This is a genomic window from Nicoliella sp. ESL1106 (genome assembly GCF_058509965.1).
In genome coordinates this window covers 171,059-192,343 of the sequence record NZ_CP196340.1, presented here as the reverse complement: position 1 = coordinate 192,343, position 21,285 = coordinate 171,059, and the positions used below count along the sequence as shown (strand labels likewise).

General features: G+C 40.6%; 13 protein-coding genes, 2 tRNA genes and 3 rRNA genes. 9 read left to right on the top strand and 9 right to left on the bottom strand.

The window, feature by feature from the left end; all coding sequences use genetic code 11:
• Positions 1-2: 2 nt before the first annotated feature.
• Positions 3-464 carry a hypothetical protein gene (locus tag ACSVI6_RS00850; RefSeq protein WP_491720749.1) on the top strand — a complete coding sequence of 154 codons (462 nt, stop codon included), beginning with the start codon at positions 3-5 and terminating at the stop codon, positions 462-464.
• 31 nt (positions 465-495) lie between these two features.
• On the opposite strand, the gene ACSVI6_RS00845 is transcribed toward ACSVI6_RS00850, so the two are convergent.
• Together ACSVI6_RS00845 and ACSVI6_RS00840 are read right to left on the bottom strand one after the other, a co-directional pair.
• A complete protein-coding gene (locus tag ACSVI6_RS00845) occupies positions 496-1,053 on the bottom strand; it encodes a biotin transporter BioY (protein WP_491720748.1) in 558 nt (185 codons plus the stop codon).
• 81 nt (positions 1,054-1,134) lie between these two features.
• The gene (locus ACSVI6_RS00840) at positions 1,135-2,115 is read right to left on the bottom strand and encodes a biotin--[acetyl-CoA-carboxylase] ligase (protein ID WP_491720747.1); all 981 of its coding nucleotides are present in this window, start codon (positions 2,113-2,115) and stop codon (positions 1,135-1,137) included.
• 123 nt (positions 2,116-2,238) lie between these two features.
• Here ACSVI6_RS00840 and ACSVI6_RS00835 point away from each other — a divergent pair, with 123 nt between their 5' ends.
• Together ACSVI6_RS00835 and ACSVI6_RS00830 are read left to right on the top strand one after the other, a co-directional pair.
• Entirely contained in the window at positions 2,239-3,702 is a 1,464-nt protein-coding gene (locus ACSVI6_RS00835) for a sucrose-6-phosphate hydrolase (RefSeq protein WP_491716842.1), read from the top strand.
• A 109-nt stretch (positions 3,703-3,811) separates the two neighbouring features.
• Entirely contained in the window at positions 3,812-4,408 is a 597-nt protein-coding gene (locus tag ACSVI6_RS00830; RefSeq protein WP_491720746.1) for a L,D-transpeptidase, read from the top strand.
• 34 nt (positions 4,409-4,442) lie between these two features.
• On the opposite strand, the gene ACSVI6_RS00825 is transcribed toward ACSVI6_RS00830, so the two are convergent.
• From ACSVI6_RS00825 to ACSVI6_RS00805, 5 genes are all read right to left on the bottom strand, one after another.
• Positions 4,443-4,634: a hypothetical protein gene (locus ACSVI6_RS00825; protein ID WP_491719827.1), complete on the bottom strand. Its 192-nt coding sequence runs from the start codon at positions 4,632-4,634 to the stop codon at positions 4,443-4,445.
• Entirely contained in the window at positions 4,627-5,610 is a 984-nt protein-coding gene (locus ACSVI6_RS00820; protein WP_491720745.1) for a Ppx/GppA phosphatase family protein, read from the bottom strand. The genes ACSVI6_RS00825 and ACSVI6_RS00820 overlap by 8 nt, the downstream gene beginning before the upstream one ends.
• A gap of 3 nt (positions 5,611-5,613) precedes the next feature.
• Positions 5,614-7,758: an RNA degradosome polyphosphate kinase gene (locus tag ACSVI6_RS00815; protein ID WP_491720138.1), complete on the bottom strand. Its 2,145-nt coding sequence runs from the start codon at positions 7,756-7,758 to the stop codon at positions 5,614-5,616.
• Positions 7,746-9,284 (bottom strand): Ppx/GppA phosphatase family protein, encoded by a 1,539-nt coding sequence (locus ACSVI6_RS00810; protein ID WP_491720744.1) that lies wholly within the window; start codon positions 9,282-9,284, stop codon positions 7,746-7,748. The genes ACSVI6_RS00815 and ACSVI6_RS00810 overlap by 13 nt, the downstream gene beginning before the upstream one ends.
• Before the next feature lie 131 nt (positions 9,285-9,415).
• The gene (locus tag ACSVI6_RS00805) at positions 9,416-10,582 is read right to left on the bottom strand and encodes an acetyl-CoA C-acetyltransferase (RefSeq protein WP_491720743.1); all 1,167 of its coding nucleotides are present in this window, start codon (positions 10,580-10,582) and stop codon (positions 9,416-9,418) included.
• Positions 10,583-11,044: 462 nt separating this feature from the next.
• Here ACSVI6_RS00805 and ACSVI6_RS00800 point away from each other — a divergent pair.
• From ACSVI6_RS00800 to ACSVI6_RS00775, 6 genes are all read left to right on the top strand, one after another.
• Positions 11,045-12,621 (top strand): 16S ribosomal RNA (locus ACSVI6_RS00800).
• 86 nt (positions 12,622-12,707) lie between these two features.
• Positions 12,708-12,781: transfer RNA gene (locus ACSVI6_RS00795), tRNA-Ile, on the top strand.
• A 39-nt stretch (positions 12,782-12,820) separates the two neighbouring features.
• Positions 12,821-12,893: transfer RNA gene (locus ACSVI6_RS00790), tRNA-Ala, on the top strand.
• Positions 12,894-13,070: 177 nt separating this feature from the next.
• Positions 13,071-15,986 (top strand): 23S ribosomal RNA (locus ACSVI6_RS00785).
• Between the two features lie 71 nt (positions 15,987-16,057).
• Positions 16,058-16,174: ribosomal RNA gene (gene rrf, locus ACSVI6_RS00780) — 5S ribosomal RNA — on the top strand.
• Together the 16S, 23S and 5S rRNA genes with 2 tRNA genes alongside form the textbook arrangement of a ribosomal RNA operon.
• A gap of 156 nt (positions 16,175-16,330) precedes the next feature.
• Positions 16,331-17,605: a dicarboxylate/amino acid:cation symporter gene (locus ACSVI6_RS00775; RefSeq protein WP_491716836.1), complete on the top strand. Its 1,275-nt coding sequence runs from the start codon at positions 16,331-16,333 to the stop codon at positions 17,603-17,605.
• A 533-nt stretch (positions 17,606-18,138) separates the two neighbouring features.
• Here ACSVI6_RS00775 and ACSVI6_RS00770 read toward each other — a convergent pair.
• On the bottom strand, positions 18,139-19,683 hold the full coding sequence (locus ACSVI6_RS00770; RefSeq protein WP_491719823.1) for a multicopper oxidase family protein: 1,545 nt from the start codon (positions 19,681-19,683) through the stop codon (positions 18,139-18,141).
• Between the two features lie 156 nt (positions 19,684-19,839).
• On the bottom strand, positions 19,840-21,264 hold the full coding sequence (gene gnd / locus ACSVI6_RS00765; RefSeq protein WP_491716834.1) for an NADP-dependent phosphogluconate dehydrogenase: 1,425 nt from the start codon (positions 21,262-21,264) through the stop codon (positions 19,840-19,842).
• Between the last annotated feature and the right edge of the window lie 21 nt (positions 21,265-21,285).

Here is a 21,285-nt window from a genome sequence, read left to right as displayed (position 1 = left end):
ACTTGTTATTTTATTTAATCTTATTAACGTTAACGTTCGTTTGTCCCGTAGTAGCGGTTTTGGTTTCAGCTGCATTGGGAATTAAGTATTGGCAATTTATGCGAGCCACTGGTCTCAATGCTCACAAAGTTGATTTTATTGGTAAGCATCGCCTTTGGAGCTTTATCGCCCAAATTGCCTGTTTGTTATGTTCGGGATTGATCATGGCCGTGGTCCCATTTACGAAACTAACTAAATTTTTGGCCTTAATGATATTTGTAATTGTAATTATTGGAACACTATCAAAAACGTTAATTGCAATTTATCGTGAACATCATCAAGTTGATATTCATGCTTTTGAATCTGATGATGATTTAGATGCCGATGTGGTGCGAATCTTTATTGAAAAACGGAGTATATTATTTAATGCATTTGCAATTACCTTGATGTTTGTCAACATTGGTTTAATTTTAAATTTACTTTAGCCATAAAAAGCGACCATAAATGGTCGCTTTTTTAATATGGTTTATTTAAGTGAAGTGATTGATTTAAGCGCATGGCAATGATCACTGCAATCACTGCTTTAATCACATCCCCCGGAACAAACAGAGCGTTCGCCGATAATGCAACCATGAATGGAATGTGAGATTGAATACTGAGCCAACTAACCGCAATTAGGTAGATGCATATAATACTAACTGACAGTGTTACTAATAATAGTTCGCTAAAATTAAGCGGCTTTTTTTTCCATTTACTAATTATCTGGATACCCAGTGATATTAAACAAGGCGTCAGTAGCCATGCTAATATATAACCCCCCGTTGGGCCTAGCACAACTGGCAGCCCACCTCTAAATCCAGATAGAATCGGCAGCCCCAGTGCTGCTAATAAAATAAAGATAGCAACTGCAATCGTTCCATTGCGGCCGCCTAATAGTAGTCCAGCTAAGATGATCGCAAAATTTTGCAAAACAATTGGAACTGGGATGATGCCAATCGGGATTCCTGGAATCATTCCTAAAACGATAATTAAAGCAATCATAATTGCAATCTGTGATAAATCCCTATTTTTCATGGGTTCCTCCATAATAGTTAACCTTTTTTATTTAACGGTTAACTATTATACATGAATTTACAAAAAAAGAAACCATATTCATTATGAATCGGTTTCTTTGTTAGTCGTAATCCTAACCTTGGTAACTTCTCCGGTCATGATTTGATGTTTTTTACCATCTGCGGTTTTTAAAATTAACGCCCCATTATCTGCGATATTATCAACGATCCCAACTAATGGTTGTTTTTTAGTGCTAATGGTGACTTGCTTGCCAATGACGACCGACAATTTACGGTAATCAGCCATTGCTTGTCCCGTTTGATAGGTGGGATAGCTCTTCAGGAATTGATTAATGATGTCAGCAGCGATTTTGTTTCGATCGATTAATTGGGTCCCAATCGATGCAACCGGTTGGTCGATTTCAGCGGGAAAATCAGTAGTCGCAAGGTTAATCCCAATTCCAACGATGATTACCGAAGGCTGCATTAATTCAATATCCATAATTGATTCGGTCATAATGCCGCCCACCTTGTGATTATTAACCCAAATATCATTGATCCATTTGAGTTGAAATGAAACATCTGGATAACTTTGTTTTAATGCTTTTACGATTGCTACTGCGGTCGTAGTAGTTAATAGTCCTGGATCGATTGTTGAGTCATGACCAACTGGAACGGCAATTGTCAGGTAGAGTCCTGAATTAGCTGGTGAATAAAATTGCCGTCCCCGTCGACCATAACCAGCTGTTTGTTGATTAGCGATGACTGCAAATGGCTGTTCGATGACGTTTTGGTTAACTAGTTCTTTTGCGTATTTATTAGTGGAGGGGAGTTGATTAAAAGCGTGGACCTGGACTGATTGTAAACAAAAATGTTCAATTGCTGTCGCACTTAATTTATCAGTGCCGATGTAACGATACCCCAGATTATGTTTACGCTCAATTTGATACCCAGTTTCCCTTAGCGCATTGATGTGCTTCCAAATCATCGTTCTACTAATGTTTAACTGCTCAGCTAGACTATTTCCTGATAACCATTTATTTTGATGATTTAAGAATATTTTTAACAATTCGTTATTTGGCACTGGAACCCCTCCCGCAATGTTTTTTATATTATAATCATATCATATGCAATTTATCAGTATAGGTATAAAACATAATTATGGTAAAATATAATTAAATTTATTTTTGATAAAGGAGCTTAAATTATGGATAAAAAATATTGGAATACAGAACGCTTAAATCGTTTGTATAAAGACTGGCCAAGTGAACGAATTGATGAGCTAAAGGCACAAATCGCAAAGTCACATTGGCGTTTAGGATATCACATTCAAACTGAAACTGGATTATTAAATGATCCGAACGGTTTTTCATACTTTAATGGTCAATGGCACATGTTCTTTCAAGCGTTTCCATTTGGTGGAATTCATGGGTTAAAGAGCTGGACGCATATGGTGTCTGATGATTTAGTACACTGGAAGAACACTGATAAACCAATGGTCCCTGATACTAAGTATGATCGGCATGGTTGTTATTCAGGTTCTGCGATTCCAGTCGGAGACAAGTTATTCTTAATGTACACTGGAAACGTCTGGGAAAAGATGAATGAAGTTCGTCATCCATATCAAGATGGGGCTTGGATGGACAAGGATAATAATATTGAAAAATTAGCAAAGCCCTTAATTGCCAACCCACCAAAGGGCGTCACTGGACACTTCAGAGATCCACAAGTAATTAAGCATGATGATTATTACTATGCATTTATCGGTGCGCAAACCACTGATGAAAATGGAGAAGTGGTTGTATATCGTTCTGCTAACGTTGATCGTGATTGGGAATTCTATAGCAAACTAGATATTGGGAATGATAACTTGGGATATATGGCAGAATGTCCAAACTTATTGTTCGTCGATGGGCATCCAGTACTGACTTTTTGTCCACAGGGAGCTGATAAGAGCTCATTTAAGTACGATAATGTTCATCCAAATGCTTATATTGTTGCCGATGATATTAATTGGGAAACGATGAAATTAATTAATCCATCTAAGATGCGTCAATTAGATGATGGTTTTGATTTTTATGCTGCCCAAGGGATTAATGCTCCCGATGGACGGACTTTGATCTGTGGATGGCTAGGGCTCCCAGATACTACCTATCCTTCCGATGACGAAGGTTGGGAAGGTGGTTTATCCATGATTCGTGAATTAAGTGTGAAAGATGGTCACTTGATTCAAAAACCAGTTCATGAAATGAAGTCATTAGCATTGGGCTCCGAGGATACGTTTAATGGGATGGAAGTTAGAAAGCAAAGTTTGATCAACTTCAAAGTAAATCCAGAATCTGATAACCAAGTTGCAATTACTGCTGGCAATACACACTTGGTAATTGATATCGATAACGAATGTCAGAAGTTGACCCTTCATCGTAAGGATGTTGAAAACGATGGTCAAGATGAAACAAGAAGCATTCGCTTTAACAATGATAAGGTTGAAAATTGTTCACTATACCTTGATAATACGGTATTTGAATTGTTTATTAATGATGGCTATAAGACCATGACTGGATTCTTCTTCCACGAAGGAAATCATTTGAACTTAAATTGGACAGAAGTTGAAGATATTAATGTCACTAAGTTAGATAACATTAATATTAACGGTTCTGAAAATAAATAAACCTAAATAATAAGCACCTGCTAGTCCGAATCAATGATGATGATTAGTAAGTGCTTATTGATTTATTGATTGAATCAATTATAAAATAATGGTAAAAGAAGGTGTTTAAATGCCAAAACGATTTTTATTATTCCCGCTGCTATTGATCCTAATGCTAAGTGGGTGTAGCAGTAATAACAATCAACATGCTAGTTCTAATTCGGTCAGTGCTTATAGCTATCACCAAAAGAAATTAAGTACCGCTAAATCGACCGTTAAACAAACGCAGATTAATTGGCGGAAACCATCCGAAAATAAACCATATCCAAACATGCAATTAAGTCGTCACAATTGGATCAAAGTATCGATTAAGCAACAACGGGTCTTTATTATGAGTGCTACTAATAAAGTCTTGTATACCATGAATGCTTCAACGGGGGCCAATAATTCAACGCCGCGTGGAACCTACTATATTCAAGCTGAGCGGGGGAACTTCTTTTATAATCAGGAATCTAAAGAAGGTGCGCGTTATTGGACTTCATGGAAGGACCATGGGATTTATCTATTCCATACCGTTCCAACGAACGCAAACGGTCAATATATTAAGTCTGAAGCTGAAGAATTAGGCAAAACCGCTAATTCACACGGCTGCATTCGGTTATCGATTCCAGATGCAAAGTGGATTAACCAAAACGTTCCAATGGGAACCAAAGTGGTAATTAAATAAATTAAAAAAGCAGACCCGCGGGCCTGCTTTTTGATTATGATAATCGAATGACCGTTACTAATACATAAATCATAACTAGTTCTACGACCATTAGCGGAGTGGTGAACTTCGTAAATAGCTTTTTGCGTCGGTAAATGAGATAGGCCAGTAAGGATAATACGACGATTACTCCGATGATGTACATAATCATTAACTTAATTTGAACATCAAAGTCTGATTTAATCATCGTTTTCCTGATCCTCCTTTGGCATTTGCATAAATTCTTGGGTTTCTACGTTTCTTAGTTTTTCAATGTGTTCATAAAGAACCCCGAACCGTAATCCCTGCTTAGAGAAAATCATCCGATCGGAATTGAGCCGCCAGATCAATGACATTGCAGGAGCAAGTCCACCCACAATAATGTCAGCTCGTTCCTTGGATAGCCCTGGGATGTTCTTACGTTCTTCAAGGGTCGAGTCAACTAGCTTTAAGAAAATTTCCTTTACTTCCTTAGCACTTAAGTGGAAGCCGTGGATGTCATCCCAGTGTCTTCTATCAGGATCATTCCGTCGCTTAATTTTAGCAAGGGTCCGATTAGAACCACCGAGCCCAATGATTGGAAGGTTAGTGCCACGGTAAAGCCACCAGATATCATTATAAATATCATTGAGTTGGTCAAAAACGCGGTACATTTGTGCAGCGGAGACCTTATCTGGATTGACATCTTCTTCAGAAAGGGTGACCGAACCTACTGGTAAACTGATCAGGTTAACGATTCGCTTATTTTGGACCAGGATTAGTTCGGTACTGGCGCCACCGGTATCCATAATGATGCCGTTGACGATGGGTAAGGAATTGATGACCCCAAGGTAATCGTAATAAGCCTCTTCTGTTCCAGCGATGACTTCTAACGTAATTCCAGTTTTATCCTTAACTTCCTTTAAAAAATCGGCCTGGTTAGCTGCCATTCTAGTAGCGGCGGTGGCCACGGCCCGAATCTTTAAATTAGGGAAGTCTTTGAAACAATCCTTAAAAGCCTTAAGAGCGGTAATCGTTCTATCAATTGCAGGTTGTTTTAACGTGCGTTCTTCACCCATGTTCTCGGAAAGGCGAACGGCTTCTTTTCTTTCAATGACGTTTTCAAATGTGCCATCATCTTTAATCTTGGTAACGGCTAATCTAGCTGAGTTTGAACCTAAATCAATTACTGCGAAATATTCCATTAACTAAAGCTTCCTTCCATTATGGTTACGAATTGGCATGAATCTAGTGTTTTTCCGTTTAGCAGGTTTTTTAAAGTCATGATCGAACAATGAATCAGCAATCTTTTTACGATTTTCGATTAAGAATGACTGTGCGTTTAATGGTTCTTGATCGTCTGCTTTCGCATGTGGCCAAGTATCATCTGGTTGTAGCACCCGCGTTTTAACGTTGTCATTCCAAAGGATATCATAAATTCTGATAATATGTTCACGGATATCATCCTGCAGAATTGGGAATAATAATTCCACTCTTCGGCTGAGGTTTCGCTTCATTAAATCAGCACTAGAGAGGAATACCTTTTCTTCACCATCAGCGTAGAAATAATAAATTCGGCTGTGTTCAAGTAATTGGCCAACTAGTGAATGGACGGTGATATTATCACTAACTCCCTTGATTCCAACCCGTAAGTTACAGATTCCTCTAACGATTAAGTTAATTTTGACTCCAGCAGCACTGGCTTCATATAACTTTTTAATGATAATTGTATCAGAAAGTGAATTCATCTTCATTTGAATGAAACCCTTCTTACCAGCCTTCACGTTTTCAATTTCATCATCGATACGTTCCATTAGGTAATTTCTGATTCCGTTAGGGGAGATGGTCAGTTTATGGAAGTAAGGGGGTTCTGAAAATCCTGATAACATGTTAAAGATGTTAGTAGCATCAATTCCCATTTCCTGGTTATCGGTAAAGATTCCCATATCGGTATATAGCTTAGCGGTAACATCATTGTAATTACCAGTTCCCATGTGCATGTAACGCTTGATTCCATCCTCTTCTTTTCTAACGATCAAGGTTAATTTACTGTGCACCTTTAAACCAACTAGTCCGTAGATAACGTGACAACCAGCCCGTTCTAGTTCATCTGCCCAATGAAGGTTGTTAGCTTCATCAAATCGAGCCTTTAGTTCCACCAATGCGGTAACTTGTTTACCATTTTGTGCAGCCCGCTTTAGTGATTTGATAATTGGGGAATTAGGTGAAACCCGATAAAGAGTCATCTTAATTGCTAAAGTATCTGGATCGTTAGCTGCTTGGTTAATGAAATTCAATACTGGTTGGAAGGAATCATAGGGGTGGTGGACAAAGACATCACTTTTAGAAATTGCCTCAAACATCGTTTCATCCTTAAGTGGAGCAGGGAAGTACGGTGTAAATTTAGGGAAGAGCAAGTTCGGGTGGTAAGTAACTTGTTTAATCAACTTGCTGACAAATGTAAGGTCAATTGGACCATCGACAACGTAAATTGCATCGTAATCAAGGTGGTATTCATTGATCAAACGATCGCGAAGGCGGTTGCTCATACTAGATTCAATCTCTAGTCGCATTACCTGCCCCCGTTCTCTTTGACGCAGTTCATGCTTGATTTCACGCATTAAGTCAGATGTATCTTCATCCGCTTCGATATCCATGTCCCGAGTAACTCTAAAACATGCTAAATCATGTGCAGTATAGCCAACAAATAATTCCCCAGCGTAGTATTTAATAACTTCTTCAAGGAGTACGAAGTCGTTTACGGCATCTGGTAATTTGATGACCCGTGAGAAAACATCTGGAACTTGAACGGTAGCAAATGATTCCTGTTTGCTGTGGCCCTTTTTGGTAATGATCAATGCGATGTTCAACGTATTATTGGCAATGAATGGGAATGGTCTTGAAACATCGACTGCAAGGGGGGTCAAAACTGGATATAATTTTTGGTGGAAGTAGTCATCCAAGAAATCCTTTTGGCGATTATTGAGTTCATCCATTTTAAGCAGGTGGATGTTGCGTTTCGCCATCTTAGGAAGGATGTCCTTAAATAAGATGTTGTATTGGTTATCAACTAACGCATGGGCCTTTTTGGAAACCCCCTTTAGTTGTTGTAATGGGGTAAGACCAGCTGCATCTGGTTTTTCGTAGCCAACTGAAACGAGTTTATGCAGGGATGCAACCCGAATGTTGAAAAATTCATCTAGATTACTCTGGGTAATTCCCAAGAATCTTAGTCTTTCAAGGAGGGGGTTAGTAGTATCATTGGCTTCATCTAAAACGCGGCTGTCAAAATCGAGCCAACTTAGTTCACGGCTATTGAAGTATTCTGGATTATCGAACTTCATATTTTTAATCTTCCTTTCAATGTAGGTTTAACACCGAATACGGATTCAAAGAATGCTCCCTTACGGTTAAAATTGAGCTTCTCTAATTCAATTTCTTGATCTGCAGTTGCGGTAATGATTACTTGAGTGGGATCGCCAGTACCAATTTCAATGGACTTGATTTTTTGTTTCCGACTAGCATCTAATGCATCAGCAATTCTTAAAATGGCAGCCATTTTCATGATCCTCATTCGACGGTCAATATTTAGATTATCAAGATGCTTTAAAGCTGATGAGGTTGCCTTATGGCTGTGGTATCTAGAAATTGCGGCAACCATGCGGAGTTCTGATTCCGAGAGTCCAATGATTTCTGAGTTTTGAATAATATATTCTGAATGAACATAGTGATTGTGATTGTTGATGAAAGAACCAACGTCATCCACAATGGCCGATATTTCTAATAAGAGGCGGTCTCTAGCGTTTAAACCATGGAGAAACTTGAGTTCGTCGAAGAGCTTCATAACAAATTTTTCAACAAATTCTTGGTGGCGCGCCTCGACCCGATATTGTTTAGCTAAATTGTGAGCTGAAATTAAAATTTGATCTTTCAACGCATCGTTTTTCTTATTGCCACTAATTTTAGAAATTAAATCATAAGATAAGCCATCGATGAATTTCAGATCAGATACCCATAGATGCTTAGTATTAAAGTTTTTAAATAGTTCGTGCAACATTGTCATAATGGGCAAGATTTGCGGAACGTCGCTTTCATCTACATCGTATTTTTGTACCAGCATCTGGTCGTTGCTTTTCTTGATTTCATTATAAAGGACATTAAATTCGTTAATTGAGATTTTGAGTGTTTTATGCAGGTCACTAATTAGTGGCTTTAAAATTGATATCGATGAACCCATTAAAATAACATTTTCAGTTTTTTCGATATCAGGGAGGAATCTAACAAAATCAATTAATCTACTGTCAATGTAGTCTCGTAAGATTGCAAAGTAGTCGGGAGCAGACTCCTTAATATCACGTGTTGATTCATAAACCCGAAGTGGGCCTAGTTTAAGGGTCCTAGATGATGTGAATTTACCATGTTTATAGGCGATCAGCTCCACGCTTCCTGAACTGATGTCGATCAAAAGAGTATTTTTCTGGGTAATTTGGTCAAAATCCTTTAGATAAGTATTAGTAGCCAGATTACGATAAAGTGCTTCTTGGCTTTGGCTAATCCATTGGATATCGAAATGACTCCGTTCTTCTAATTGTTCCCTAACGAATTCCGAATTTTTGGCTTCGTGAAATGCATGGGTTGCATAGAATTGATAGGACTTAACTTGATATTCATCAAGTAGGTTCCGAATTACCTTTAAAGCAGTTGCGATTTCGTTTACGGTATTACTATGAACAACTCTTTCGGAGAAAACATCTTCTCCAAGGTCGATATCATAACGAGTGTTCTCCACAATTTGGGAATTATTTAAATCAATAATTTGCACATATATGTTTTGGGCACCCATTACGATTATTGCTGAAAAACTTGTGTTGACTGGCATGTACTTAATCACCTCGATAAATATAATTGAGTCACTCAACTACTTTAATTTTACCATGCAGTAATGACTCTTAACAGAAACTAGTTAAACAAAAACCGTTAAATCAAAAAGATTTAACGGTTAATTATAGACTAAATGGAAATATCCATTGCCATTCCCATTCCACCACCAATACATAAGGTTGCAAGACCTCTACTTTGATGATTACGTTTTAAGTTGTTGATTAATGTAACGATGATTCTAGAACCGGAGTCACCAAGGGGATGGCCCAGGGCAATGGCACCACCCGTTGCATTGACACGGTTACGATCAATGTTTAGATCATTAATAACTGCAAGTGATTGAGCTGCAAACGCTTCATTTAGTTCGACTTGCTCGAAGTCACTAACGTTAATTCCTTGAGCATCCACCAATTGTTTGATTGCATAATATGGTGCGTATCCCATTATGGATGGATCAATGCCAGTTTCTTGGTAGCCGTTAATGGTAGCGAGCGGCTCAATTCCTAATTGGTCGGCCTTATTTTTAGTCATCAAAACGAGTGCAGAAGCACCGTCGTTTAGACTGGCTGCGTTCCCAGCGGTGACGCTACCATCTTTTTTAAATACTGGTTTCAGTTTAGCAAGTTTTTCCATGGTTGTATCACGGCGAACGCTTTCATCATCTTTAATGATTACGCCATTTTTTAATTTGATGGGAACGATTTCGTCTTTAAAGTAGTTATTATCTTGTGCCAGGATTGCTTTTTGATATGATTGATAAGCAAATTCATCTTGCTGATGTCTTGAGATGTTGAATTGCTCAGCTACCTTTTCTGCGGTAGCACCCATTGGTTGACCAGAAAAAGCATCTAATAAAGCGTCTGTTTGGATAGTATCTTCCATTGTAATTGCACCAAGTTTATGGCCGAAACGCATTTCTTTGTTTATGAATGGTGCATTTGACATGCTTTCTGTTCCACCAACGACGACGATGTCTGCATCACCGACTGCAATCGCTGCTTGTCCCGATCTAACTGCACGAAGCCCGGAACCGCAGACTTGATTTACGGTGAATGCAGTTTTAGTTTCACTAATCCCAGCGTTTATTTGAATTTGTCTGGCAATATTTTGTCCCGCTCCTGCTGAAAGGACGTTTCCAAAGATGACTTGATCAATTTGATGATTGTTAAGGTGCGCACGTTTAATTGCTTCCTTAGTAACGATGGTTCCAAGCTCGACGGCTGATAATTTACTTAAGCTTCCGCCAAATTTACCAATTGGGGTTCTAACTGCGCTAACGATTACAACTTCTTCCATTTAAATTCTCCTTCGATTTCAATCGTGATAATTATTTTTTAGTATACATTATTTTTTAAGCTGCCGATTGGATTAAAATACAAGTTTGTAAAAAGTTAATAGAGTATTGATTTATCAGTTTGAAAATAAATTTGAAAAAAAGTTTGAAAACATGTTGACTTATATTTGAATAATTGATAATATATAAAACGTTGTCATTTGAGCAACGCGTTAAAGCGATTGCGATTGATAATTCAAAATTTAATTTTAAAAAATCGTTGACATCCAGTTAGCAATTTGATATTATTAAATAGTTGTCGTTAAGAGCGACGCACAAAAGTAGATCTTTGAAAACTGAACAAAATTATGACAAAAAATGTGTAAGGAACTTCATTTTAAATGAAGTACAAAAAACTTATGCGAAGTCAATTCGCTTTAAAAAGTAACAAATATTAAGAAGAGCTAACGTTAAGCTTTTCATCATAAGATGAGAGTTTGATCCTGGCTCAGGACGAACGTTGGCGGCGTGCCTAATACATGCAAGTCGAACGAACTTCCGTTAATGATAGTTGATGCTTGCATTAACTTGACTTAACATCGAAGTGAGTGGCGAACTGGTGAGTAACACGTAGGTAACTTGCCCTAAAGCGGGGGATAACATTTGGAAACAAGTGCTAATACCGCATAACAACAAAAACCGCATGGTTTTTGTTTGAAAGATGCGTTTGCATCACTTTAGGATGGACCTGCGGCGTATTAGCTTGTTGGTGGGGTAATGGCCTACCAAGGCAATGATACGTAGCCGACCTGAGAGGGTAATCGGCCACAATGGGACTGAGACACGGCCCATACTCCTACGGGAGGCAGCAGTAGGGAATCTTCCACAATGGACGCAAGTCTGATGGAGCAACGCCGCGTGAGTGAAGAAGGGTTTCGGCTCGTAAAACTCTGTTGTTAAAGAAGAACAAGTTTGATAGGAAATGATCAAGCTTTGACGGTATTTAACCAGAAAGTCACGGCTAACTACGTGCCAGCAGCCGCGGTAATACGTAGGTGGCAAACGTTGTCCGGATTTATTGGGCGTAAAGCGAGCGCAGGCGGTTTTTTAAGTCTGATGTGAAAGCCTTCGGCTTAACCGGAGAAGTGCATCGGAAACTGAGAAACTTGAGTGCAGAAGAGGACAGTGGAACTCCATGTGTAGCGGTGAAATGCGTAGATATATGGAAGAACACCAGTGGCGAAGGCGGCTGTCTGGTCTGTAACTGACGCTGAGGCTCGAAAGCATGGGTAGCAAACAGGATTAGATACCCTGGTAGTCCATGCCGTAAACGATGAATGCTAGGTGTTAGAGGGTTTCCGCCCTTTAGTGCCGCAGCTAACGCATTAAGCATTCCGCCTGGGGAGTACGACCGCAAGGTTGAAACTCAAAGGAATTGACGGGGACCCGCACAAGTGGTGGAGCATGTGGTTTAATTCGATGCTACGCGAAGAACCTTACCAGGCCTTGACATCTCCTGCAAAGCTAAGAGATTAGCCGTTCCCTTCGGGGACAGGATGACAGGTGGTGCATGGTTGTCGTCAGCTCGTGTCGTGAGATGTTGGGTTAAGTCCCGCAACGAGCGCAACCCCTATTATTAGTTGCCAGCATTAAGTTGGGCACTCTAGTGAGACTGCCGGTGACAAACCCGGAGGAAGGTGGGGACGACGTCAAATCATCATGCCCCTTATGGCCTGGGCTACACACGTGCTACAATGGACGGTACAACGAGTTGCGAAACCGCGAGGTCAAGCTAATCTCTTAAAGCCGTTCTCAGTTCGGATTGCAGGCTGCAACTCGCCTGCATGAAGTTGGAATCACTAGTAATCGTGGATCAGCATGCCACGGTGAATACGTTCCCGGGTCTTGTACACACCGCCCGTCACACCATGAGAGTTAGTAATACCCAAAGTCGGTGCAGTAACCTCTTTTGAGGAGCTAGCCGCCTAAGGTAGGACTGATGATTAGGGTGAAGTCGTAACAAGGTAGCCGTAGGAGAACCTGCGGCTGGATCACCTCCTTTCTAAGGAATAATTCGGAACTTTACACAGTCATAGTTTTGTTTAGTTTTGAGAGGTCTACTCTCAAACTATGGAACCACGCTTCTTTGGGCCTATAGCTCAGTTGGTGAGAGCGCACGCCTGATAAGCGTGAGGTCGATGGTTCGAGTCCATTTAGGCCCATTATTAATCACTTGTTGATTGATTTAATTTAAATGGTATGGGGAATTAGCTCAGCTGGGAGAGCACCTGCTTTGCAAGCAGGAGGTCAGCGGTTCGATCCCGCTATTCTCCATTGACACGTAAGTGTCATAATACTTGGTTCTTTGAAAACTAGATAATATTTTAATTTTTCCAAATTATTGAATTGTATTAAATACAATTTCAACCGAGAACACCGCGTTATTTTGAGTTTTTTAAATTAGTTTTATTCGTATTTACTCAATTAACCAAATACCACTAAGTGGTAATAGGTTAAGTTATTAAGGGCGCATGGTGGATGCCTTGGTACTAGGAGCCGATGAAGGACGGGACTAACGCCGATATGCTTCGGGGAGCTGTACGTAAGCTTTGATCCGGAGATTTCCGAATGGGGAAACCCAATAAATTTAATCGTTTATTATTCAATGACGAATTCATACTCATTGAAAGGCAGACGTGGGGAACTGAAACATCTAAGTACCCACAGGAAGAGAAAGAAAATTCGATTCCCTCAGTAGCGGCGAGCGAACGGGGAACAGCCCAAACCATCGAGTTTACTCGGTGGGGTTGTAGGACTGAACATTTGAGTTACCAAAGAATTAGATAGTCGAAAGATCTGGGAAGTTCTGCGACACAAGGTGATAGCCCTGTAGACGAAATCTAATTCCCTCAGTTCAGGATCCTGAGTACGGCAATACACGTGAAACATTGCCGGAATCCGGGAGGACCATCTCCCAAGGCTAAATACTCCCTAGTGACCGATAGTGAACCAGTACCGTGAGGGAAAGGTGAAAAGCACCCCGGAAGGGGAGTGAAATAGTTCCTGAAACCATGTGCCTACAAGCAGTTAGAGCCCGTTAATGGGTGATAGCGTGCCTCTTGCAGAATGAACCGGCGAGTTATGATAACATGCAAGGTTAAGATGAAAAGTCGGAGCCGTAGCGAAAGCGAGTCTGAATAGGGCGATATAGTATGTTGTGATAGACCCGAAACCAGGTGATCTACCCATGTCCAGGCTGAAAGTGTGGTAAAACACACCGGAGGGCCGAACCCGTGTACGTTGAAAAGTGCTGGGATGAGGTGTGGGTAGCGGTGAAATTCCAAACGAACTTGGAGATAGCTGGTTCTCTCCGAAATAGCTTTAGGGTTAGCCTTGGAGTCGAGAATCATGGAGGTAGAGCACTGTTTGGGTGAGGGGCCCGTCTTGGGTTACTAAATTCAGATAAACTCCGAATGCCATTGATTTATATCCAGGAGTCAGACGATGAGTGATAAGATCCACCGTCGAAAGGGGAACAGCCCAGACCACCAATTAAGGTCCCTAAATATATGCTGAGTGGAAAAGGATGTGGAGTTGCATAGACAACTAGGATGTTGGCTCAGAAGCAGCCACCATTTAAAGAGTGCGTAATAGCTCACTAGTCGAGTGATTCTGCGCCGAAAATTTACCGGGGCTAAGCATATTACCGAGATTGTGGACGCAACTTATGTTGCGTGATAGGAGAGCGTTCTAAGGGCAATGAAGCCAGACCGTAAGGACTGGTGGAGCGCTTAGAAGTGAGAATGCCGGTATGAGTAGCGAAAGATCAGTGAGAATCTGATCCACCGAATGACTAAGGTTTCCTGGGGAAGGCTCGTCCTCCCAGGGTTAGTCGGGACCTAAGCCGAGGCCGAGAGGCGTAGGCGATGGATAACAGGTTGAGATTCCTGTACTAGTTAACTATGTTTGACCGATGGAAGGACGTAGGAGGCTAAACGTAGCATCCTGTTGGATATGGATGTTCAAGCACTAAGTCAGGTATTGAGTCAAATGCTTAATACCGCGTTGACAAGGTGTGATGAGGACCGAAATTTAGTAGGGAAGTCGTTGATGTCACACTACCGAGAAAAGTTTCTAGTTAGTAGTTAACTACCCGTACCGCAAACCGACACAGGTAGTCGAGGAGAGAATCCTAAGGTGAGCGAGTGAACTCTCGTTAAGGAACTCGGCAAAATGACCCCGTAACTTCGGGAGAAGGGGTGCTGCACTATGTGCAGCCGCAGTGAAAAAGCTCAGGCGACTGTTTATCAAAAACACAGGTTTCTGCAAAATCGTAAGATGAAGTATAGGGGCTGACGCCTGCCCGGTGCTGGAAGGTTAAGTGGATGAGTTAGCTTCGGCGAAGCCCAGAAACGAAGCCCCAGTAAACGGCGGCCGTAACTATAACGGTCCTAAGGTAGCGAAATTCCTTGTCGGGTAAGTTCCGACCCGCACGAAAGGCGTAACGATCTGAGCACTGTCTCAACGAGAGACTCGGTGAAATTGAGATACCTGTGAAGAAGCAGGTTACCCGCGACAGGACGGAAAGACCCCATGGAGCTTTACTGTAACTTGATATTGGGTGTTTGTATAGCTTGTACAGGATAGGTAGGAGCCATAGAAGTCGGGACGCTAGTCTCGATGGAGGCATTGGTGGGATACTACCCTCGCTGTATGAACACTCTAACCCGCACCACTGATCGTGGTGGGAGACAGTGTCTGGTTGGCAGTTTGACTGGGGCGGTCGCCTCCTAAACAGTAACGGAGGCGCCCAAAGGTTCCCTCAGAATGGTTGGAAATCATTCGACGAGTGTAAAGGCAGAAGGGAGCTTGACTGCGAGACATACAGGTCGAGCAGGGACGAAAGTCGGGCTTAGTGATCCGGTGGTACCGTATGGAAGGGCCATCGCTCAACGGATAAAAGCTACCCTGGGGATAACAGGCTTATCTCCCCCAAGAGTTCACATCGACGGGGAGGTTTGGCACCTCGATGTCGGCTCATCGCATCCTGGGGCTGTAGTTGGTCCCAAGGGTTGGGCTGTTCGCCCATTAAAGCGGTACGCGAGCTGGGTTCAGAACGTCGTGAGACAGTTCGGTCCCTATCCGTCGCGGGCGTAGGAAATTTGAGAGGAGCTGCTCTTAGTACGAGAGGACCGGAGTGGACATACCGCTGGTGTACCAGTTGTGCCGCCAGGCGCATCGCTGGGTAGCTATGTATGGATGAGATAAACGCTGAAAGCATCTAAGTGTGAAACCCACCTCGAGATGAGATTTCCCATTCCTTTATGGAAGTAAGACCCCTGAAAGATGATCAGGTAGATAGGCTGGAAGTGGAAGTGCAGTGATGCATGGAGCGGACCAGTACTAATTGGTCGAGGACTTAACCAAGTAAGGTTGTTCTCATGGAAGAATAAAATATTATCTAGTTTTGAGAGAACGAAGTTCTCACAGATAAATAGTGTGGTGATGATGGCCAGAAGGATACACCTGTTCCCATGTCGAACACAGAAGTTAAGCTTTTGAGCGCCAAAAGTAGTTGGGGGATCGCCCCCTGCAAGGATAGGACGTTGCCACGCAAACAAAAAACATTCGTAATTAATTTTACGGATGTTTTTTATTTGTTTTAATAAATATACAAAAATATCACCTATTTATGATAAAATATAATAAGTCATGCAAATTATAATGATAATAATTTACATATAGTATATTAATATGGGAAGAGGATTTTTATGAAGAGGTTTAAGCTAACGATTGGTTGGCAAATCATGATTGGATTAGTGTTAGGGATTGTATTAGGAATTGTCTTTTACCAGAATCAAACGGCGATTACTACAATGTCTAATATTGGAACGATGTTCATTAATCTGATTCAAATGATTGTGTTGCCGATCGTTCTTTCTTGTTTAACTGTTGGAATTGCCAGTATTGGTGATATTAAAAAGCTAGGGCGAATTGGTGGAAAAACCATCATCTACTTTGAAGTTATGACCACGATTGCAATTGCATTGGGGTTAGTAGTTGCTAATTTTACGCATCCAGGTGACTTTATTAATATTCATGCCTTAAAGGGTGAGGACATTAGTAAGTATGTATCAACTGCCAATGCTGCTAAGGAAAGTGGCGGTTGGGGAACGATTATGAACTTGATTCCAACGAATATTTTTAAATCATTAAGTGATGGCAATATGATGCCAGTGATTGTTTTCTCAGTATTCTTTGGACTAGGAACTGCCGCAATTGGTGAACGTGGTAAGATCATTATTGATTTTCTAACTGCTGTTTCAGAAGTAATGTTTAAGGTTACTAACTGGGTGATGAGTTTAGCACCGATCGGGGTCTGTGCACTGATTGGTGCGACCCTTGCACAAATGGGGGTAGGGGCATTAGCGCCACTTAGTTACTTTGTATTTTTAGCCTATGCGACGATGTTAGTATTTATCTTAGTATTTATGGGATTAGCTGCAAAGCTATTCGGATTTAGCCTTAAAAACCTTTTATTTGTAATTAAAGATGAGATTGTATTAGCATTTTCAACTGCTAGTTCGGAAGCAACATTACCAAGGTTAATTGATAAAATGCAGAAATTCGGGGTTGATAAATCGATTGTTTCATTTGTAATTCCAACTGGATATACATTTAACCTTGATGGATCCGCAATTTATCAATCATTAGCAGTTATTTTTCTTGCCCAAGCCTATAATATTCACTTATCAATTGGCCAACAAATCATGGTGTTATTGGTATTAGTCATTACTTCTAAGGGAATGGCAGGAGTCCCTGGAGCATCATTTGTGGTGTTGCTTGCAACTGTTTCTACAGTTGGGATTCCAGTAACTGGCCTTGCGTTTATTGCTGGAATCGATCGAATTGTTGATATGGGGCGGACCGCAGTTAATGTGGTTGGGAATTCACTTGCTACCGTTATTATTGGAAAGTCTGAAGGAGAATTCAATTCAGAACAGTCCGATAAGTATGTTCAAGAATACTTACCAGTTAAAAATTAAGAACTAAAAAAGCATTCAAACAAAAGTTTGAATGCTTTTTTAGTTTATCAGATAAAATGTAAAATTAAAATTTAGTTTAAAATTAAAATTGTTGTTCAGTACCTCCCCAAATGGTTCCCCATCTAGTAGAGCATCATAAGCAACGTGATTACCTTTTCAATTATAAGTACGTCAATACCTTAGAATAATTGAAGACACCGAGATAATCAACAACAACTAATTTTCCTATAGGACACGCTTCGTAATTATTTTAACCATCGATTGCTTGATAATTACTTTTTCAATATGAAAAAGATTGATTAGATTAAAACAATTAAATTAATGTTTTTCGGGAAAATCGGCTGTCATTAATTATCTACCATGAAAACTCCTTGGCGACTTATTAAATGACTTCGACTTTCCCATCATCGACTCACTCGTCGCTCCAGGATCAAATGTTAATTCTGTCATTTTGTCCACCTCCGATTTAGTAATCTTTTCTTTTTTCCATCTTTATTACTATAATATTTTTTCAATGGAATGTCAAACAATTTTTACATTTTCATGTTCATTTTATGATAAGATTCCATTCCACCTAAATGAAGGTCTTCCATCTTAACGCCCCGTTCCTTTGCGAAGGCGCTCATTAATGTATGGTGATCCATTAATGGTTGTGGTAATTCATCTGGATGCTTTGGATCTGGAACTTCAAATTGAAGCATCATCCCACCATCTTCATGTTCAATGATGTGGCAATGGTACATAAACACTCCAACACATGGGAACCAAACTTTAAGACGGACAGTTTCACCAGGATTAACTTCAATCGTATCCTTAAGGCCAAGTTCATTTGGATGAGGAGCTTTACCATCACGAGAAACGACTTTAAATACACATCCATGCATGTGGTAAGGGTGAAGCATCCCACCATCCATATCATTAGAATTAGTAACATCCCAGTATTCAACGTTGTTCAACTTGGTCTTGGTATCGATCCGACTCATATCAAATTTCTTACCATTAAGGGCAACTGATTCGTCCATTCCAGACATTACAACCTTCCGAATTGGTGCATCAGGGGTTACTTCTGGATCTGGAAGGGTGCTAGTCAGTGTTTCTGGAATTTCAGTATCGTCCTTGGCGAATTCGTGGATTCTAAAACGAACGATTGGAACGTTATCAGAGTATAGGGCGACTTCATCACCAGGCTTGTATTGACCAAAGTCAACAACAAATTCCATTCTTTCAGCACAACCAATTAAAACCTTCGTAAAGTCAACGGGGTGGGGTAACAAGCTACCGTCCCCTGCAATTTGGGTGAATTTCAAATCATCACTAAAGTGGAGTCTCCATTCTCTTCGGTTAGCACCATCAAGAACCCGAAGACGAACCTTTTGGGTAGTAACGTCAAAGTATGGATTGATGGTTCCGTTAATCATTGGGGTTGGTCCAGCAACACCATCTGGATCATAATCAGCTTGGTAATCCCATTGGTTATCTTCGTGGAAACGACGGTCTTGTAAGATCAAAGGAATGTCATCAACACCGTAGTTCCGTGGTAATGGGAGCTTAGCTTCTTCTTCATCCTTAACCACGACAGCGGTAGCTAAACCGTGCCAAACTTGTTCGGCAGTGGATGGACATGGATGGGCGTGCATCCAAAGGGTAGCAGCTGGTTGATCGATATCAAAATCAATTTGTTTGGTTTCACCAGGGTAAACGGGGGTGTGACAACCACCGTCAGCAACCCCAGGAATTACAGAACCATGCCAATGGTATGTAGTTAGTTCTGGTAATTCATTTTTCAATGTAATATGGATATGCTTACCACGTTTGAAAATAATTGTTTTACCAAGAAGGGGAGCATTGTAACCCCACGTCTTAGTCTTTTCCCCTGGTAATAATTGAACTTCACCAGTTTGGGAAACAACGGTGTAGTACATATCAGTATCAGTTTCCTTGTCAGGAGCTAATACTTCAGGAATTTTCAATTTTTGTTGAGGAACTTTAGGTTCTTCTAAAGGAACGTAGCCACCATCTTGGGTGTCATAATCTTCCTTATTGTAAAAATAATCAGTAAATAATTGTCTGTCACTCATTTTGATCATCCTTTCAATTTGGGTTCAACTGTATTTTACACCCTTTGCGCTGAAATTTAATTTATAATGCTTATAAATTAATAAATACTTTAGATAAATGCATAAAAAAAAGATCCCATCAGAGATGAGATCTTTTTTAAAATTAATAAATTAATTTTATTGTTCTTTGTACCATGGGTAATGGAAAGTACCTTCACGGTCAACACGCTTGTAAGTGTGAGCACCGAAGTAGTCACGTTGAGCTTGTAGTAAGTTAGCAGGAAGAACTTCAGTTCTGTATGAGTCGTAGTATGATACAGCTGCTGAAAGGGTAGGTACTGGAATACCAGCCTTAGTAGCAAGTGCAACAACTTCACGAGCTGAGTCTTGGTACTTCTTAGCAATGTCAGTGAAGTAAGGGTCTAATAGTAAGTTAGTTAACTTAGGATCCTTTTCAAAGGCATCAGTAATGTTTTGTAGGAATTGTGCACGAATGATACAACCTTCACGCCAGATTTGAGCTAATTCGCCAAACTTGAGGGCCCAGTCATATTCTTCGGAAGCGAAACGTAATTGTTCGAAACCTTGTGCGTAACTCATAACCTTACCGAAGTAAAGTGCTTCACGAACCTTTTCAACAAGTTCCTTCTTGTCAAAGTCTAATTCAAGACCTGGCTTTGGAAGAACCTTAGAAGCAGCAACTCTTTCATCCTTAAGCATTGAGATGAAACGAGCGTAAACTGATTCAGTGATAACTGATTGAGGAACACCTAATGCTAAAGCATCTTCGGAACTCCACTTACCAGTACCCTTGTTAGCACCTTCATCTAAGATTAAGTCAACGATTGGCTTACCTGAACCAAGGTCATCCTTACGGCTTAAGATATCACCAGTGATATCGATTAAGTAACTGTTAAGTTCACCCTTGTTCCATTCTTTGAAGATGTTTGAAAGTTCATCAACATCGATTCCAGCAACGCGACGTAAAATGTCGTAACTTTCGTCGATTAATTGTTCATCACCGTATTCGATACCGTTATGAACCATCTTTACGTAGTGACCTGCACCGTTAGGTCCGATGTAAGCAACACATGGCTTGCCATCTTCGGCCTTAGCAGAGATCTTTTCCAAGATTGGGGCAACTAAGTCATAAGCTGACTTTTGACCACCAGGCATCAATGATGGACCGTGCAATGCACCAAGTTCACCACCTGAAACACCCATTCCGATAAAGTTAATACCAGACTTGTCTAGACGAGCGTTACGAGCCATAGTGTCGTGGAAGTTAGTGTTACCACCATCGATTAAAACATCACCCTTGTCAAGAAGTGGTAATAATTCATCGATAACAGCATCAGTAGCCTTACCAGCTTTAACCATGATAAGAATCCGACGTGGAGTTTCTAGTGACTTAACGAAGTCTTCCACTGAGTAACTTGGAACTAACTTCTTGTCACTGTGGTCCTTCATAACTTCTTCAGTTTTTGCACCAGTACGGTTGTAGATACCTACAGTGTAGCCGCGGCTTTCAATGTTAAGGGCAAGGTTTTTACCCATAACAGCCATCCCAACAACACCAATATTTGCTTTTTGATCAGCCATTGAAATAAACCTTCCTTTATA